The sequence below is a fragment of the Acinetobacter sp. 22512 genome (assembly GCF_052044755.1).
Lineage (GTDB): Bacteria > Pseudomonadota > Gammaproteobacteria > Pseudomonadales > Moraxellaceae > Acinetobacter > Acinetobacter pittii.
Genome location: NZ_JBQENP010000001.1, coordinates 503,877 through 520,316, shown reverse-complemented (window position 1 = coordinate 520,316; position 16,440 = coordinate 503,877). Strand labels below are relative to the sequence as shown.

The 16,440-nt window shown below is 37.6% G+C and carries 15 protein-coding genes and 4 tRNA genes; 15 read left to right on the top strand and 4 right to left on the bottom strand.

The genetic code is table 11. The features are described from left to right. The first annotated feature begins 56 nt into the window (after positions 1 to 56). The 7 genes from ACTJJG_RS02505 to ACTJJG_RS02475 all read left to right on the top strand — a co-directional run bounded on the left by ACTJJG_RS02505 (position 57) and on the right by ACTJJG_RS02475 (position 8,485). Positions 57 to 1,061, top strand: coding sequence for a quinone-dependent dihydroorotate dehydrogenase (locus ACTJJG_RS02505; protein ID WP_005073508.1), 1,005 nt, complete (start codon positions 57 to 59; stop codon positions 1,059 to 1,061). A gap of 6 nt (positions 1,062 to 1,067) precedes the next feature. Continuing rightward, positions 1,068 to 1,655: a CvpA family protein gene (locus tag ACTJJG_RS02500; protein ID WP_032062840.1), complete on the top strand. Its 588-nt coding sequence runs from the start codon at positions 1,068 to 1,070 to the stop codon at positions 1,653 to 1,655. Between the two features lie 25 nt (positions 1,656 to 1,680). Then, positions 1,681 to 3,222 carry an amidophosphoribosyltransferase gene (gene purF, locus ACTJJG_RS02495; protein WP_005068333.1) on the top strand — a complete coding sequence of 514 codons (1,542 nt, stop codon included), beginning with the start codon at positions 1,681 to 1,683 and terminating at the stop codon, positions 3,220 to 3,222. 78 nt (positions 3,223 to 3,300) lie between these two features. Next, on the top strand, positions 3,301 to 5,190 hold the full coding sequence (locus ACTJJG_RS02490) for a M48 family metalloprotease (protein ID WP_005068334.1): 1,890 nt from the start codon (positions 3,301 to 3,303) through the stop codon (positions 5,188 to 5,190). Between the two features lie 100 nt (positions 5,191 to 5,290). Further along, positions 5,291 to 5,938: a hypothetical protein gene (locus ACTJJG_RS02485; protein ID WP_069119474.1), complete on the top strand. Its 648-nt coding sequence runs from the start codon at positions 5,291 to 5,293 to the stop codon at positions 5,936 to 5,938. Between the two features lie 11 nt (positions 5,939 to 5,949). Continuing rightward, positions 5,950 to 6,915 (top strand): 2-hydroxyacid dehydrogenase, encoded by a 966-nt coding sequence (locus tag ACTJJG_RS02480; protein WP_233752482.1) that lies wholly within the window; start codon positions 5,950 to 5,952, stop codon positions 6,913 to 6,915. Between the two features lie 142 nt (positions 6,916 to 7,057). Continuing rightward, positions 7,058 to 8,485: a M48 family metalloprotease gene (locus ACTJJG_RS02475; protein ID WP_079380935.1), complete on the top strand. Its 1,428-nt coding sequence runs from the start codon at positions 7,058 to 7,060 to the stop codon at positions 8,483 to 8,485. A gap of 90 nt (positions 8,486 to 8,575) precedes the next feature. Here the strand turns inward: ACTJJG_RS02475 and ACTJJG_RS02470 are convergent, their stop codons facing one another. Both ACTJJG_RS02470 and rpsU read right to left on the bottom strand, forming a co-directional pair. Then, the gene (locus ACTJJG_RS02470) at positions 8,576 to 9,022 is read right to left on the bottom strand and encodes a GatB/YqeY domain-containing protein (protein ID WP_002115302.1); all 447 of its coding nucleotides are present in this window, start codon (positions 9,020 to 9,022) and stop codon (positions 8,576 to 8,578) included. Positions 9,023 to 9,047: 25 nt separating this feature from the next. Further along, positions 9,048 to 9,263 carry a 30S ribosomal protein S21 gene (gene rpsU / locus ACTJJG_RS02465; protein ID WP_001136722.1) on the bottom strand — a complete coding sequence of 72 codons (216 nt, stop codon included), beginning with the start codon at positions 9,261 to 9,263 and terminating at the stop codon, positions 9,048 to 9,050. Positions 9,264 to 9,408: 145 nt separating this feature from the next. On the opposite strand from rpsU, the gene tsaD reads away from it, so the two are divergent. After that, positions 9,409 to 10,419, top strand: coding sequence for a tRNA (adenosine(37)-N6)-threonylcarbamoyltransferase complex transferase subunit TsaD (gene tsaD / locus ACTJJG_RS02460; RefSeq protein ID WP_032062843.1), 1,011 nt, complete (start codon positions 9,409 to 9,411; stop codon positions 10,417 to 10,419). Positions 10,420 to 10,421: 2 nt separating this feature from the next. On the opposite strand, the gene ACTJJG_RS02455 is transcribed toward tsaD, so the two are convergent. Together ACTJJG_RS02455 and ACTJJG_RS02450 are read right to left on the bottom strand one after the other, a co-directional pair. Continuing rightward, on the bottom strand, positions 10,422 to 11,525 hold the full coding sequence (locus ACTJJG_RS02455) for a DUF6670 family protein (RefSeq protein ID WP_032062845.1): 1,104 nt from the start codon (positions 11,523 to 11,525) through the stop codon (positions 10,422 to 10,424). Between the two features lie 103 nt (positions 11,526 to 11,628). Continuing rightward, complete coding sequence (locus ACTJJG_RS02450) at positions 11,629 to 12,510, bottom strand: ATP-binding protein (protein ID WP_032062847.1); 882 nt, start codon at positions 12,508 to 12,510, stop codon at positions 11,629 to 11,631. 177 nt (positions 12,511 to 12,687) lie between these two features. On the opposite strand from ACTJJG_RS02450, the gene ACTJJG_RS02445 reads away from it, so the two are divergent. The 7 genes from ACTJJG_RS02445 to ACTJJG_RS02415 all read left to right on the top strand — a co-directional run bounded on the left by ACTJJG_RS02445 (position 12,688) and on the right by ACTJJG_RS02415 (position 16,216). Further along, positions 12,688 to 14,196, top strand: a complete 1,509-nt coding sequence (locus ACTJJG_RS02445) for a DUF3336 domain-containing protein (RefSeq protein WP_032055530.1) — start codon at positions 12,688 to 12,690, stop codon at positions 14,194 to 14,196. Beyond that, positions 14,183 to 14,998: a protein kinase domain-containing protein gene (locus ACTJJG_RS02440; RefSeq protein ID WP_032055531.1), complete on the top strand. Its 816-nt coding sequence runs from the start codon at positions 14,183 to 14,185 to the stop codon at positions 14,996 to 14,998. The genes ACTJJG_RS02445 and ACTJJG_RS02440 overlap by 14 nt, the downstream gene beginning before the upstream one ends. A gap of 92 nt (positions 14,999 to 15,090) precedes the next feature. Next, positions 15,091 to 15,175: transfer RNA gene (locus ACTJJG_RS02435), tRNA-Leu, on the top strand. Between the two features lie 55 nt (positions 15,176 to 15,230). Continuing rightward, a tRNA-Trp gene (locus ACTJJG_RS02430) sits at positions 15,231 to 15,304 on the top strand. A gap of 27 nt (positions 15,305 to 15,331) precedes the next feature. Further along, a tRNA-Leu gene (locus ACTJJG_RS02425) sits at positions 15,332 to 15,416 on the top strand. Positions 15,417 to 15,471: 55 nt separating this feature from the next. Next, positions 15,472 to 15,545: transfer RNA gene (locus ACTJJG_RS02420), tRNA-Trp, on the top strand. A 461-nt stretch (positions 15,546 to 16,006) separates the two neighbouring features. Next, complete coding sequence (locus ACTJJG_RS02415) at positions 16,007 to 16,216, top strand: cold-shock protein (RefSeq protein WP_002115279.1); 210 nt, start codon at positions 16,007 to 16,009, stop codon at positions 16,214 to 16,216. Positions 16,217 to 16,440 lie beyond the last annotated feature (224 nt).

Below are 16,440 nucleotides of genomic sequence, written 5' to 3'. Positions count from 1 at the left end.
TTTGTGCTCCCTGTGCCTATAATATGCCTACCTAAAATCAGTAGATTGTGATTGGTATGTTATATTCACTTGCTCGCCCGATGTTGTTTAGTTTAGCACCAGAGCGTGCCCATGAATTAACATTATCTATGCTTGATAAAGCACATAAGTTTGGCCTACTCCGTCAGAGCGTAGAGGCGAAACCGACGACTTGTATGGGAATTGAATTCCCAAATCCAGTAGGTTTGGCAGCTGGTCTTGATAAAAATGGTGCACACATTGATGCTTTAGCTGGGTTAGGGTTCGGTTTTATTGAAATTGGAACCATTACACCTCGTCCTCAATTGGGTAATCCGCAGCCGCGCTTATTCCGTATTCCTGAAGCTCAAGCCATTATTAACCGTATGGGGTTTAATAATGATGGTGTTGATAAGCTGATTGAAAATGTCAAAGCTTCAAAGTTTAAAGGAATTTTAGGCATTAATATTGGTAAGAATGCTGATACTCCTGTAGAAAAAGCTGTTGATGACTACCTGATTTGCCTTGAGAAAGTGTATAACTACGCTTCTTATATTACCGTTAATATTTCATCTCCAAATACTAAGAACTTAAGAAGTTTACAAAGTGGCGATGCATTAACTGAACTATTGCAAACCTTAAAAGAAAGACAACTTGAGCTAGCTGAACAAAATAATCACTATGTTCCTTTGGTTCTGAAAGTTGCACCTGATTTAACAGCGGAAGATGTTGAATTTATTGCAGCGCAGTTAGTGCAGTTTAAAATTGATGGCTTGATCGTTACTAATACGACCTTATCAAGAGAAGGTGTAGAAAATCTTCCTTATGGTAATGAGTCGGGCGGTTTATCAGGCGCACCTGTTTTTGAAAAAAGTACAGAATGCTTACGTTTGTTTGCCCAAACATTAAAAGGACAAATCCCGTTAATTGGCGTGGGTGGAATTTTGTCTGGTGAACAAGCAGCAGTCAAACAGCAAGCTGGAGCAACATTAGTACAGATCTATAGTGGGCTAATTTATACAGGTCCTATTTTAGTGAAACAATGTGTTGCAGCTATGTCTTAAGTGAATATGAACACAATTGATATCATTATTCTGATACTTTTGCTCATTGGGGGGCTAAACGGTTTGCGACAAGGATTTATTAAAGCCTTTGCGAACTTGGTAGGATGGGTCATTGCATTAATTATGGGTGCAAAATATGCTGTCCTTCTTGCTCCGTCTATGTCGGGTTTAAGTCATGATCCAGTTGTTCAAAAAATTGCAGCTTTTGCATTTATAGCGCTTTTGATCATTGTTTTAACATGGATCGTCTCTGCATTTTTAAATGGCCTCTTGAAAAGTCTGAAATTGGGGCCATTAAATCGTTTAGCAGGTGGTGCTTTTGGTTCTTTAAAGGGCTTGTTGGTTGTACTAATTACAATGCAGGGTGTAGGACCTTGGGTTGAAAGTTCACCGCACTGGAAACAGTCCAAATTTATACAGTTTTTATTGCCTTATGCGCCTTTAGCTACCGAGTTGTCTAAAGATGCTGCAAGTGAGGCATTTCATCAAATAACATCTGGAGGTAGTGCATCAGGCACTACTTCAAAACCAATGGACGAATCGGAAGATTTAGAAAACCGATCCGACCATTCAACAAAGAATCCTTTTTATTAATTCCTAGCTTGTCTGCGAGGTTGCTATGTGTGGAGTTGTTGGTATAGCCGGTAAATCGCCAGTGAACCAAATGTTGTTTGATGCTTTAACGATGTTGCAACATCGTGGGCAAGATGCAGCTGGAATAGTAACCTGCCATGAAGGCCGTCTTTTCCTTCGTAAGGATAACGGTATGGTGCGTGATGTCTTTCATACTCGTCATATGAGAGCATTACTTGGTAATTATGGTATTGGCCATGTACGTTACCCAACTGCTGGTTCTGCGAGCAGTGCTGAAGCACAACCATTTTATGTAAACTCACCTTACGGTATTACGCTTGCACATAATGGTAACTTGACCAATGCTGAAGAAATTCATGATGATCTGTTTAAAACAGATTTACGTCATATGAATACAGATTCTGACTCAGAAGTTCTTTTAAACGTATTCGCACATGAATTACAGAAAAAAGGCACTTTAAATCCTACCCCTGACGATATTTTTCACACGGTTTCTCGTGTGCATGAGCGTTGCCAAGGTGCATATGGTGTAGTAGCGATGATTACTGGTCATGGTTTGGTTGGTTTCCGTGATCCGAATGGTATTCGCCCACTTATTTATGGTTCACGTGTGACTGAACAAGGTGAGATGGAATACATCATTGCTTCTGAATCGGTGGCTATTACTGCTCTTGGTTTCAAAATTGAGCGTGATATTGAACCGGGTGAAGCAATTTTCATCAATGCAAATGGCGAGTTGTTCTCTAAACAATGTGCTGCTAATCCTAAATACCGCCCATGTATTTTTGAATACGTTTATTTTGCTCGTCCTGATGCGATTATTGATGGAATCTCGGTTTATAAAGCGCGTTTAAAAATGGGTGAAAAGCTTGCTCATAAAATTTTACGTGACTGGGGCGAGGACCACGATATTGATGTGGTGATTCCAATTCCAGATACGAGTCGTACTTCAGCTTTAGAACTTGCAAATATTCTAGGTGTGAAGTTCCGTGAAGGTTTTATGAAAAACCGTTATATCGGCCGTACCTTTATTATGCCGGGTCAACAGCAACGTAAAAAATCTGTACGTCAGAAATTAAACCCTGTTGAGTTAGAATTCAAAGGTAAGAACGTTCTATTGGTGGATGACTCTATTGTACGTGGTACAACGTGTAATGAGATTATTCAGATGGCACGTGATTCTGGTGCAAAAAAAGTATACTTTGCTTCAGCAGCACCAAAAGTAATGTATCCAAACGTTTACGGTATTGATATGCCTGCTAAAGCTGAGCTTATTGCTTCAGAACGTAGCGTGGAAGAAATCCAAGAAATTATTGGTGCTGATCGTTTGATTTTCCAAGAATTGGAAGACTTGAAAAATGCTGTACGTACCAGCAAAGTGCCTGACTTAACTGAGTTCGATTGCTCAGTATTTGATGGAATCTACGTAACAGGTGATATTGATGGTAACTATCTAAATAATTTGGAGCAGAAGCGTAATGACTCTGCTAAGAAGAAAAAAGATGGTTATATTGACGTTAATGTCGATGCTGCTTCTGTAGATTTAACAGGCATCAAAGAAGAATAGAAATAGCCGAAAAAAGCGGGTATTTCCCGCTTTTTTCTTTTATGATGAAACCTAACAATGTAATTGGGAATATTTACATTGAAAGAAGTAAGCCACTATCTCATCGAAAATAAAAATATGGCATGGTCCATCACTATGTGTTTGGTTGCTGTGCTGCTTACTATTTTTATCTTAAATTTAATTTTAGGTTTACTCGTTCATTTTTTTGATTATAGCCAGCCAATTTGGTGGCATACCTTAAGTCCTTACTTCGTTGCATTATTACTTTTTATTATGGTTTGGTCGGTAGTTACCGAACTTTATATCCTGCGTAAAGGTGGGCACTCTTTAGCAAAACAACTTAAAGCACGTCGTTTGGTGAAAGAGGAAAGTACTCCAGAAGAACTCGCGGCATTAAAAATTACAGAACACTTAGCTCAAAATTTTTCACTCAAAGTTCCAACCGTATATGTACTACCTGATGAAGTTGGTGTAAATGCACTTACGGCAGGTTTTCATCCCAAAGATATCGTAATTATTCTGACATGGGGTGCTTTACAGAATCTGGATAAGCTTGAATTATATGGTTTATTGGGCCATGAGTTTAATCAGATTTTATCTGGTGAGGCTGTTGAGAATACAAAATTAAAGATTTTATATAGCGGCTTAACAACTTTTAGTCAGTGGGGCAGTAAATTAGCCAAGCAAGGTTTTAAACGCTATAGCCCCGGCTATAAACATAAATTTGAAACAGTTTTTGTTGCGGTGGGTGGAGTCATTTGGTTGGCTGGAAGCCTAGGTGTACTGATTACTCGTTTTATTAAATATTTGACTTTGAGTGGGCGCACATTTCGTAATGACCAAAAAACAGTACGACTATTAAAAAATAATGCAAATACACAAACCTTGTTGCGTATTTATGTTCACCATTCTGGTTCGCAAATCCATAGTGCTTATTCTGAATCAATCGCACATATGTGTTTTGCTAACTCACTGAGCCCGCAAAGCTGGATGAATATTCACCCGAGTATTCGTGAACGTATTTATGAGTTAAATCCCACTTTGCTACAAGATTTACAATTAGAAAATTTAAAGAAGCTTCGCAACCGTCCGTTGTTTAGCTTATTTCATTTCTTGGAAGAATCTGAGAAAGAAATTTATATTCCGTGGTCATCTCCACAGCCTCTACCTTTATTAAGGTTATCACCAATTAGTTTTGCATTAAATGATGCCATTAAACCCCTGAGTAGTGATGTACGTCGAAATAAAAAGCGTCCTGAATTAATTCAGCGAGCACTACAAACTGCGACTGGTTCACGTGAAGTTATGGTTGCTATTTTGATGATTCGCCAATATCGCGAGTTTATTCCAAAAGATGCACCTGTGAGTCATGCCATTATCGATGCATTATTGAATTTGGATGGGCGTATTCATATTCAGATATTTCATGATGCTTGTAAAAATATTGGACATATACCCGCAAGTATTGCGCGGCAATTTCTTACTAAGTTGGCCCTCATTATCCAAGAAGATGGTGAGATTGGGTTGTTAGATGCACTACTATTGGAGCGAGTTAAACATGAATTGAATTTGATGCCGTTACATCTACCGACTGCATTTGAAGAAGTGAAACCTCAAATTGTTCGTTTGATTGATGCTTTACTTCATGTTCAGCAAATTAATAGCCCAAATCAATTAGAAGTACGTGAGCGTATTTTGCGTTCGCTGCTCAATCCCGATGAAATGTATATCTATGATGAAATTTCAGATGAGCCATTAGATCTGGCTGAAATTTTAAATGATATTGCTGGTTTATTATTACGTGACCGTCTAAGTATTCTAGCTATTGCAGAAATGTGTTTGTGGAGCGACCGTATTATTACGCAAGATGAACTGGATGTGCTTGAATTGCTTTATTGGCGTTTTGGCTTCGAGACAGAAGAAATTGTGGATCAAATGCAAAAGAGAAATAGTGTGATGATTATTTAAAAGACATATACGATTATAAAAACATCTGAATGAAATAAAACACTGAAAAAAAAACTGAAGCCCGTTAGAATGTAGATAGAGTAGAGGTATTGATTTACAGATGATTGGGCAGCAAAGAAATATATTGGCAACTTTAGGAATTGATGTATGGATTCCTAAGACACAGGTGTGCCAAAAAAATAATGCTCAAAGTCTCTGGCGAGATCAAGCTGCGCCAGAAGGTGAACCAATTATATTGCCTTCTAAGAGCAATCCAGTTGTTGAGCAACCGACAAAACCACAAGTCAACGAAGTTCCAAAAGTTGAACCTGAAATTGCGGTACCACTTCCAGTAGAAGTTCCGCCTGTTGTGTCGCCTCGTACTGAAGTACAAGCTCCAGTGGTTACGATTGCTTCATTTGAGTTACAGGCTTTTGCGCTTGAAAAATGCGTTATTTTTTTAGATGTTACCAATTTAAGTGAAGAAGAAAAGCAGCTTTGGAATAACATTCAAAAAGCAAAAATAGGGCAATATGCTGAACTAAAATGGCCGTTCCCTTTAGCTAACTATCAAGATCAACGTGGTGCAGGTTCATATATTCAAGGATTTTTAGATGCTGTCGCAGCAGACAAGAAAATCTTGTGCCTTGGGGAATGTTCTTATATTCAACATGCCAATATTATTCATTTGGCGAGTTTAAAAGAGATGTTGGAGAAACCACTCCTTAAAAAAAGGTTATGGCAATTAATGCAAGATAACAACGAGTAGTAGGGATTTACATGAAAAAAGTTGTAGTTTTTAGCCAAATTGATGAAGAAATTTTGTCTCGATTACAACAGGATTATCATGTTGTGGTTCTTAATCCAAAACTGGGTGATATTAATGAGCAAATTCGCCAACAAGTTGTAGATGCTGATGGGATGATTGGTGCTGGTCGACTTCTTAATGAAAGTAATCTTGCGCCTGCTCAAAAACTCAAAATTATTTCATCTGTAACAGTTGGCTATGACAATTATGATGTGGCTTATCTAAACCAAAGAAAAATCTGGTTATCAAATACACCTCATGTTTTAACTGAAACAACGGCTGATCTTGCTTTTACATTATTACTAAGCGCTGCTAGAAAAGTTCCTTTTCTTGATCATTGGACGAAACAAGGTGAATGGAAAAGAACTGTTGGGTCTCAGCAGTTTGGTTTAGATGTTTTTGGAAAGACATTAGGAATTATTGGGCTTGGTAATATTGGTGCTGCAATTGCACGACGTGGTTTTTATGGATTTAACATGAATATTGTTTACCATAATCGCCGTGAAAAACCTGAATTGGCAGAGCCTTTAAAAGCACAATATCTTGGTTTAGATGAGTTATTGCAACAGTCTGATTTTGTAGTAACCGCAGTTGACTTAAATAATGAATCAAAAGCTTTGATGGGGAAAGCTCAATTTGAGCTTATGCAAAAGCACGCTATTTTTATTAATATTGCACGTGGTTCAGTGGTTGACGAGCAAGCATTGATTGAGGCCTTACAAAGCGGAGAAATCTTTGGGGCTGGTTTGGATGTATACGAAAAAGAACCTTTACAAGATTCAGAGCTTTTTAAACTGCCAAATATTGTTACTTTGCCTCACGTAGGATCTGCGACTGCAGAGACTCGTAAAAAAATGGCAAATCTTGCTTATAAAAATCTAGTTGAAGCTTTAGAGGATAAAACTCCTAGATATTTGGTAAACCCAAACTTTGCATAAATGATTAATAACACTTCATTGCAAAACTAAGCGATCTCGAGTGATATATTAAAAGTCTATTGATTGAACATAATTTTTTATGTTTTATATCAGTAGACTTTTTTGATGGTTTAATTTTACTAGAGAAAAACTTTTGAGATTTTTGCCAATTATTTTAAGTACGGCTTTTATAACAAATGCTTCGTACGCGCAGCCTTTCGACCCTCAGCCTTCTGCAAATCAAGTAGAAATTCCAAATATTGGAAGTGGGATAGGTTTGCTTGATCAACAAAAAGAAAAATTTATTGGTGAAAAAGTTTTTCGTGAAGTTCACAAACAAATGCCCGTTATTCAAGATGTCTGGCTAGAAGATCAATTTTTTCAGGTATTTTCGAGTATTTTAAGTGAAACTCAGCTTGGACAGCCGATTGGTCTAGTCGTGATTAAAGACCCACAAATTAATGCTTTCGCTGTTCCAGGTGGCTTATTTGCGCTCAATACAGGGCTTATTGCCTCAGCACGAAATATTGATGAAATTGCTGGTGTTATGGCGCATGAAATTGCGCATGTATCGCAAAGGCATTTTAGTCGCTCTGAAGAAGCCTTTAAAGGTCAAACATTGCTAAGTCTAGCAGGACTTTTAGCAGGGGTGGCTATAGCTGCGCAGGGTGGTGGCGATGCGGGTGCAGCAGTGATGCTTGGAACCCAAGCTGCACTCATGGATAAGCAATTAACATATAGTCGAAATCAAGAGCGTGAAGCAGACCGTATTGGTATGCAATATATGTATGCGGCAGGTTATAACCCTCAAAGTATGGCTGATTACTTTGAAACAATGCATAGAGCTACAAGTCGAGTAAGTTTTTTACCGGATTTCTGGTTGACTCATCCATTGACGACTGAGCGTATGAGTGAAGCTAGGCTCCGTGCAAACCAGCTGCCTAGAGTTAAAAATCGTATATATGATGCAGATTTTGAGATTCTAAAATGGTACACCATGGTGGTTGCAAATCAGGCAACTGAACACCAACTACAAAGTTTAGCGTCCCAAAAAAATATTGCTGGTTTGATTGCTTTAGCAGCATTTTACACAAGACAAGGTGATTATGTACAAGCGCAGTCTACTCTAGATCAAGCGAAATCTAGTGGAAAGCCTCTTGTCACATTGTTGCAGACAGATATTTATCTTGGCCAAAACAAGTTGGATCAAGCTTATACTACAATTGCTTCTATGCAGATGACGATACCTGAAAATAAAGCTTTTAGTTATAAGTTGGCTGAGGTGCTGCTACGCCAAGGTAAGTTTGCGCAAGTTCAAACTTTGGTTCAAAGATTTATTAATAAGAATCCAAGAGATATACAAGGTTGGCAATTTTTACAGCAAGCTGCGAATTTGGATAAGAATGGACCTTTAAGAGCGGTTAACGTTCTACGCTATCGGGCTGAAGCAGAATATTGGTCAGGTAGTGAGGAAAATGCAATTAAATCAATGTTGCATGCTCAGCGATTGGCAAAAGATAATCAAGCAATGTCGGCAAGAATAGACAGTCGTTTGAAACAAATGCAAGATGAGCGACGAATGAAAATTTAAGGTCTAGGATGACTTAGGAATTTTCACAGGCATAAATATATTTAAACTTACGAGAAAGTTTAATTTAAGGGTATATAAGAAGAGAGGGAATTAAGCTAATTTAGCTTTAATTTTTGCTGAAACTTGAGCAGGATCGGCACGCCCGGCTATGATCGGACGTAGAGAATTCATCACCTTACCCATATCTTTCATGCTAGTTGCTTCTTGAGCAGCAATCGTTTGCTCAATGATAGAATCAAGCTCTTCCTCAGTCATAGCTTCTGGTAGAAACTGAGAGATAATCTCAGCTTCGGCTTGTTCTTTACTAGCTAAATCATTACGACCAGCACCTTCAAAGGCTTTGATCGATTCTTTACGTTGTTTAATTTGCTTTTCAATGACCGCAAGAACCTGAGCGTCGTCAAGCTCTTTGCGCTCATCGACTTCGATTTGCTTAATTGCCGCTTGTAGACTACGCAAAACCGTCACTGTTGCCATATCTTTGGCACGCATAGAAGTTTTTAATGCATCAGTAATTTGGTTTTTTAAAGTAGTCATAATTCAGCAGTCAATCACAAATTAATTAGTAAAGGCGAGTAGTACGTACAGATTCGCGAGCCAATTTCTTTTGGTAGCGTTTAACTGCTGCAGCTTTTTTGCGCTTACGTTCTTGAGTTGGTTTTTCGTAGAATTCGCGTTTACGAACGTCAGCTAAAACACCAGCTTTTTCGCATGAACGTTTGAAACGACGGATAGCTACGTCAACTGGTTCGCCTTCTTTCAACTTAACTTGTGGCATGTAAAATCCTCTAGATTATGGATAAGATCAGGCACACCATTGCGCCGGATCACAAGTGAAGGTCAGTATTTTACTCATTTACAACTCATATCACAAGTCTATAATAGCGATTGCAATATTTTGACTCATATAAAAGGCAGTTTTGATGATTGTTTTAGGCTTGGAAACTTCTTGTGATGAAACAGGGTTGGCACTTTATGATAGCGAACTCGGCTTACGGGGACAGGTTCTTTATAGCCAGATTAAACTTCATGCTGAATATGGTGGCGTAGTACCTGAACTTGCTTCTCGTGACCATGTTCGTAAATTAATTCCTTTAATGAATCAATTGCTTGAACAAAGTGGTGTAACAAAACAAGAGATTAATGCGGTTGCTTATACGCGCGGTCCTGGCTTAATGGGAGCATTAATGACAGGTGCACTGTTTGGCAGAACTTTAGCTTTTTCTTTAAATAAGCCTGCAATTGGTGTTCACCATATGGAAGGTCATATGTTGGCCCCATTACTTTCAAGTCAACCACCTGAATTTCCGTTTGTAGCATTGTTAGTTTCAGGTGGGCATACACAATTGATGGCGGCCCACGCTATTGGTCAATATGAACTATTGGGTGAGTCTATTGATGATGCTGCGGGCGAAGCTTTTGATAAAGTTGCCAAAATGATGAGCTTGCCATATCCAGGTGGGCCAAATATCGCAAAACTTGCATTGTCTGGAGATCCATTAGCTTTTGAGTTTCCAAGACCTATGCTTCATCAAGGCTTGGATTTTTCTTTTAGTGGTTTAAAAACAGCTGTTTCTGTTCAATTGAAAAAATTGAATGGCGAAAATCGTGACGCTGATATTGCTGCTTCATTCCAAGAAGCAATTGTAGATACCTTGGTAAAAAAATCAGTAAAAGCTTTAAAGCAAACTGGACTTAAACGTTTAGTGATTGCAGGTGGAGTTAGCGCAAATTTAAGACTACGCGAGCAATTAGAAACCTCTTTGGCGAAAATTAAAGCGCAAGTTTATTATGCAGAGCCTGCTTTATGTACTGATAATGGGGCAATGATTGCTTTTGCTGGATATCAACGTTTAAAAGCAGGTCAGCATGATGGTTTAGCGGTAACGACCACGCCGCGCTGGCCGATGACTGAACTCACTATTCCTGAGTAAAATTATTCATCTTCAAAAGCATGTTGGTTTTCGATATTAATATATTCGATGTAACCACGGCCTTGAACTTCATTACCAAAATAATGACCTGTAAATATATAGCTACTCGCATAACCTCGCCCATGACCATAGCGGAATGGGCAGTCAATTTCTGCCTGAATGTTTAAGATAATTTGCTTTGCCTCATTTCTAGCGATCCAAGAAAAATATTTTGGAAGTCGCATTTTTTGCCCACTAGGTGAAACAAAGTCATCAACTTGATGCGAAATAATATCAAAGCTTACATCTGTATAAATTTCAGCTGGCTGGTCCAGATGTCTAATATGTAGGGTATATGCAGCTGTTTGTCCTGCAATATCGGCTTTGGTAAGAAGAAGCTGAGTGGTTTCATTTAAATTGATGATTTGATAAGTGAAAAAATCAAGTGGTAGTTTATATACATCAGGAATAAGTTTATTTGTGATGGAGTGAGGACCAACTGCTCGAGCATATTCGTAAGTACAAAGTCCTTGGGTTTCAATGCGTTCTGCTTGATAGTTTAGAAAACCTTTAAACTTTGCCAATAAGCTAAAATGACCATAGATTGGTGTTTTTATAAACCATGAAACATGTGAAGTGATATCGATATCAAAGTCGAAATCAAACCCATCATAATCTCCATTAATATGGATGTGCGGAAATTTGCCTTGAATTGAAATTTCCTGACCTAGTTCTATTAAGGTCCCATCTTTATTAATTTTTGTATCTTCGGGAATGATATAGGCCTTCAGTAAAGCTTGTTCCAGAGCAGCTGTACTTGAAAAGAAAGTAGCTGTTTTTCTAGGATTTCCAGTGATGATATCATCATGGTCAAAAGCAAGTGCACCGGGCGTACCGATTAAAATCATAATATTTAAGTAACGATGCGGCTCTGGTAAAAGCGGGAAAAAGATACCGTAATGTGTCCAGCTATAATATTTTTCGTCAACTCGTGGACGGATAATATGAGCTTGAGTAAAAGGAAGAGTTGAATATTTTTTTGCTTGGTCTAAAACGCCTTGTGCAAGTAATAAACTTTTACCAAGCGTTTTACTTGTTGGAGAAATTTTTGGCAATTGCTTTTTCATATATAAACCTAAAGAAGGGCTATCTTTGTTTTAGGTTATGAAAAACAACTGCCAAAGCTAAGCGGTTTATAGGCCAAAGCTAAGGCTTTGCGGGACATTTTATTTAATTGTTAGACAAATCTTTTAAGGCGTTTAAACCAATCCAATGCTTAGAAAACTGATAAGCAGCTCGACCAGAGCGCTGACCCCGCATCTGACACCAACGTAGACTTTCTGCACGAACTTCATCATTGAAAGGCATGTTTGCTTTATCAAGATAATGCTCAACGATTTCTAAATATAGGTTTTGATCCATTGGATAAAAAGATAGCCATAGACCAAACCGATCCGACAAAGAGATCTTTTCCTCAATCGCTTCTTGTGGATGTAGTTCAGTATATTGGGGAACATCGACCTTAGTTACAGGTGTATTTTCATGCATGAATTCTGGTAACAGGTGGCGACGGTTACTGGTTGCATAAATAATAAAATTACTTGAACCTGACTGTAATGAACCATCTAATACACTTTTTAGACTACGGTAATTTTCATCTTCGGCATTAAAAGCCAAGTCATCACAATAGACGATATATTTTTCAGGGCGATTTTGAATGAGTTTTTGAATTTTGGGTAAGTCTGATAAATCATCACGTTCAATTTCAATTAAACGTAATCCTTGAGGGGCATACTCAGTTAATAAAGCACGAACAATAGATGATTTTCCTGTACCACGTGAGCCTGTTAACAGCACATCATTCGCTGGTAGGTCATTTAAAAATTGCAAAGTATTTTGAATAATTTTTTCTTTTTGACGCTCAATGCCTTTTAAGTCATCAAGATAAATATTTTTTGGCGTATAGATGGCATTAAGTTGCTGATTTTCCCATCTAAAAGCAGGTGCAGTAAAATCTGTTTCTTGTCGAGGCTCAGGCAAGACTTGCTGTAACTGATTTAATACAAGTGATAATGTTTGAACTAAATTGTCCGGTAAATCAATGGTAGCCATGGTAAGTCAATCATGTTAAACAGTGTTTGATAGGATACTAACACCGAAATTAACAGGCTGACAAAAAACTTATTACCTATCCACTTTATCGGTTTTGCAATTGATTGAAATGTTCAGACCGAGCATAGTGTTGTGATGTCTATTCAGTAAAATCATCTGGGAAGATGAGGACGAAATATGTTTGAAAAAATACGAAGTGATATGAATCCACATCAGGCTTACCGTATCAAAAAATTACAACGTCAATTAGACATGGCTGAATCTTATGAGGAATGGAAGTCTTTTGCATTAAAACTAGATGAAGAAACAGGTGTGCAAGAGTGGAAGTTTGATAATAGTTCACCTTACTTCGATGCCGAACTGATTTCTTATCGATACACTTTGCTCAAAAGATATCGCCAGCAACATCGCACATTAGACCTCATCTATTTACTTAAAGAAGGTCTAACCTACGATATTGCAAATATTGGTCATCCAATGCTTTTTGCCGCAACACATGTCGGTACAAAAAAGTTAATTGAAGACTATATTGAAGAAGTTAGCCAAAGCTTGGCTTACATCGCTTCAAGTGAATGCATTACGTTTCAAAGAAAAGAAAAAATAGAGTTTTTTGAAAACTGTGAAAAGGCATATGGACAACCTGCACTTATGTTTTCGGGTGGGGCGACTTTAGGACTTTTTCATACGGGAGTATGTAAGGCTTTAATTGAACAAGACTTAATGCCTAAAGTGCTCTCTGGCTCAAGTGCAGGGGCAATTATGACAGGTATGCTTGGAACCTCTGCTAGTGAAGATATCCAAAACTTATTAAATGGTGAGCAATTTTTTAGTGATGCTTTTCATTTTAGAAAATTCCGTGAACTCATTAAAGGCAATGGTGGAATTGCCGATGTTCAATATTTGAAAAAATTCCTCATTGAGAATTTAGGTGATCTTACGTTTGAAGAGGCTTTCAAAAAATCTGGTTTAAACATTAATGTGGCGGTAGCGCCGTATGATGCAACAGAAAACCCAAGAATTATGAACGCCATTATGACACCGAATGTTTTGGTTTGGAGTGCTGTATTGGCTTCATGTGCCGTGCCAATTTTATTCCCACCGGTACGTTTAACCAGTAAACGTTATGACGGTGAACATACACCTTATATGGCAAATACAAAGTGGGTGGATGGAAGTGTAAGAAGCGATTTCCCGCAAGAAAGAATGGCGCGGCTTTATAACTTAAACTACACGATTGCGAGTCAGGTTAACCCACATATTGTCCCATTTATGCAAAATGATGCGGATCGCTTCCGTAAAGACGTTTTAAGTTGGCCTGAAAGAATTTTAAGACGCCAAGGTAAAGTACTATCAATGGGCATTATGGACTTTACGCGTCAACGACTTGGTTCTATATCTCCAGTTAGAAGATTGTTAGATCATGGATATGGCGTAATGGGACAGCGTTATTATGGTGATGTAAATATCATTGCTAAATATAGCCTAAGTCACTATACCTACACTTTGCAAAACCCGCGTCCGCATTTGTTTAAGCGTTTGCAAAGAGAAGGGGAACGTGCAACTTGGCCAAAAATTTCTTCAATTGAGACCCATGCTCGTATTGGTAAGACGATTCAGCATTGTTTAGAAGTTTTGCGCTTTGAAGAAAAGAAACAACAGCCTGAGTTTTACTATGCTGAAGCATGATTTTGCTTCGCATATAGAAAACTTGACATGTGTAACAAAGCCAACAAGTGCAGCGTTAGGGCGGTGTTTATGGACATGTACCATAGATGCCAAGAATTACTGGTTAAAATATCACTTGCCTGAAACCCATGCTCAAAGTGAGCAAGATTTCATGCATGAGCAATTATTTTATAAAGAAATTCACCTTAAAAAACCTGCATGGCTTTTACCTCATAGATTGATTGAGGGCAGTTTAATTCCTCAGCTAGGCCATTCTTTGGGTAAGGTTTTAATTTTACCTGATAGTGACGTGTGGTTTGGTTCATTGATTCATGAAAATGATTTAACTGATGTATATCGTAAGATTTGGTTGGCAATAAATAAGCTTGCAGAGCTTCATGAACTTGGCTGGATTCATGGTGACGTTAAGGCAGAACATTTTAGAAAGTTTCAGCAAAAGCCTTATTTAATTGATTTTGAGAAAACGAGACCGATTTCAAGTTGCGATACAGTCATGGATGCAACACCTCGTTATATGGCTCCTGAGCTATTTAGAGGAGGGCATAAGGGAATACAAAGCGATTTATATGCTTTTGGCATCGTTCTATATGAATGGTTAACACAAACTCGCTTAGAAGTTGGTAGTTATCGTGATTGGGCAGTCTTGCACTGTCAAAAATTAAACATTCAATTACCCACGCAGTTTTTGATTTTTTATCCCTTACTTGCAGGTTTATTACAAAAACAACAGCAAAATCGGTTTTCAAATGCTGATGAAGCAATAAATTGCTTAAAAGAGATTCAAATTGATAAAAATCATTGATCTAGTATCTGTATACAATTTACACGGTTAGTTTTTTTTAGAAAAAAAACACTTGTCACTGTCAGATCTTATCGCTAATATACACAGCCATCGGGGGCGTGGCGAAATTGGTAGACGCACTGGATTTAGGTTCCAGCGCCGCAAGGTGTAAGAGTTCGAGTCTCTTCGCCCCCACCACTTTAAGTTAATAACTTAAAGTTTGATGTAGATGTTAGGTCATCTAGATCTTGGAAGAGGATTGGTGTAATGGTAGCATGACGGTCTCCAAAACCGTTCGTCAAGGTTCGAGTCCTTGATCCTCTGCCACATTTATTTTAAATAAATGTCCCAGATGGGGGCGTGGCGAAATTGGTAGACGCACTGGATTTAGGTTCCAGCGCCGCAAGGTGTAAGAGTTCGAGTCTCTTCGCCCCCACCACTTTAAGTTAATAACTTAAAGTTTGATGTAGATGTTAGGTCATCTAGATCTTGGAAGAGGATTGGTGTAATGGTAGCATGACGGTCTCCAAAACCGTTCGTCAAGGTTCGAGTCCTTGATCCTCTGCCATCAAATAAAATAAGGCTCCTGTTTAGGAGTTTTTTATTATCTAAAGTTTTTAATTTAAATTATTTCAATTTAAAAAATAACTCTTTTTATTTTGAATCAAGCTATTTTCTAAACAATCTTTTTTAATTTGTGTTTTCAAGAATATTTACCAAAATAAGTTATTATTTAAGCAGGGAATATATTGAATTTGCTGATATTTTTACCTAACTTGTTGTTTTGTATTTATTTACTATAATTTATTGAAATTATTTATATAAAAGCCTTGAATACAAATTTATTTCCTGTATTATTCAGTTAACTAGAAAAAAGACTTGTTAGTAAATCTTCTTTTAAGTATCGTAGTTTTAGTCATAATCCTTCGTTTTTTAAGATATTAAGCTCAATTTGTTATTCTTTTTTCAAAGTTATGATAGGGTCATTATTTAATGATTCTAAAATATTAGAAATCAGTAGGATATATCATGTCTAATACAGTAAGTGGTACAGTAAAGTGGTTTAACGAAACTAAAGGTTTTGGTTTCATTCAACAAGACAACGGTCCAGATGTGTTCGCTCACTTCAAAGAAATCGCAGGTTCTGGTTTCAAAACTTTGCATGAAGGTCAACGCGTAACATTTACCGTTACTCAAGGGCAAAAAGGCCCAAATGCTGTAAATATTATTCCACAATAATATAACAGCAAGTAAAAAAAGCACTTTTTAGTGCTTTTTTTTATTTTAGCTTTTAAAGCAATTTATTGTTCTTTTAGAGCATTAGAAGCCCTCAATAGTAGGGCTTTTTATTTTCTTGTTAATATAAATCATTAGTTATTAAGCTCTTATAGTTAATAATCGAACATATTTTTAATATAAACTTTAGAATATGTGTGAAATATAAATTATTAGTAATAGAGATA

What these genes read in the sequence shown, in the direction of transcription:
- ACTJJG_RS02505 (WP_005073508.1), top strand. Translation starts at nt 57, where the DNA reads ATGTTATATTCACTTGCTCGCCCGATGTTGTTTAGTTTAGCACCAGAG.
- ACTJJG_RS02500 (WP_032062840.1), top strand. Translation starts at nt 1,068, where the DNA reads ATGAACACAATTGATATCATTATTCTGATACTTTTGCTCATTGGGGGG.
- purF (WP_005068333.1), top strand. Translation starts at nt 1,681, where the DNA reads ATGTGTGGAGTTGTTGGTATAGCCGGTAAATCGCCAGTGAACCAAATG.
- ACTJJG_RS02485 (WP_069119474.1), top strand. Translation starts at nt 5,291, where the DNA reads ATGATTGGGCAGCAAAGAAATATATTGGCAACTTTAGGAATTGATGTA.
- ACTJJG_RS02480 (WP_233752482.1), top strand. Translation starts at nt 5,950, where the DNA reads ATGAAAAAAGTTGTAGTTTTTAGCCAAATTGATGAAGAAATTTTGTCT.
- ACTJJG_RS02470 (WP_002115302.1), bottom strand. Translation starts at nt 9,022, where the DNA reads ATGACTACTTTAAAAAACCAAATTACTGATGCATTAAAAACTTCTATG.
- rpsU (WP_001136722.1), bottom strand. Translation starts at nt 9,263, where the DNA reads ATGCCACAAGTTAAGTTGAAAGAAGGCGAACCAGTTGACGTAGCTATC.
- tsaD (WP_032062843.1), top strand. Translation starts at nt 9,409, where the DNA reads ATGATTGTTTTAGGCTTGGAAACTTCTTGTGATGAAACAGGGTTGGCA.
- ACTJJG_RS02455 (WP_032062845.1), bottom strand. Translation starts at nt 11,525, where the DNA reads ATGAAAAAGCAATTGCCAAAAATTTCTCCAACAAGTAAAACGCTTGGT.
- ACTJJG_RS02450 (WP_032062847.1), bottom strand. Translation starts at nt 12,510, where the DNA reads ATGGCTACCATTGATTTACCGGACAATTTAGTTCAAACATTATCACTT.
- ACTJJG_RS02445 (WP_032055530.1), top strand. Translation starts at nt 12,688, where the DNA reads ATGTTTGAAAAAATACGAAGTGATATGAATCCACATCAGGCTTACCGT.
- ACTJJG_RS02440 (WP_032055531.1), top strand. Translation starts at nt 14,183, where the DNA reads ATGCTGAAGCATGATTTTGCTTCGCATATAGAAAACTTGACATGTGTA.
- ACTJJG_RS02415 (WP_002115279.1), top strand. Translation starts at nt 16,007, where the DNA reads ATGTCTAATACAGTAAGTGGTACAGTAAAGTGGTTTAACGAAACTAAA.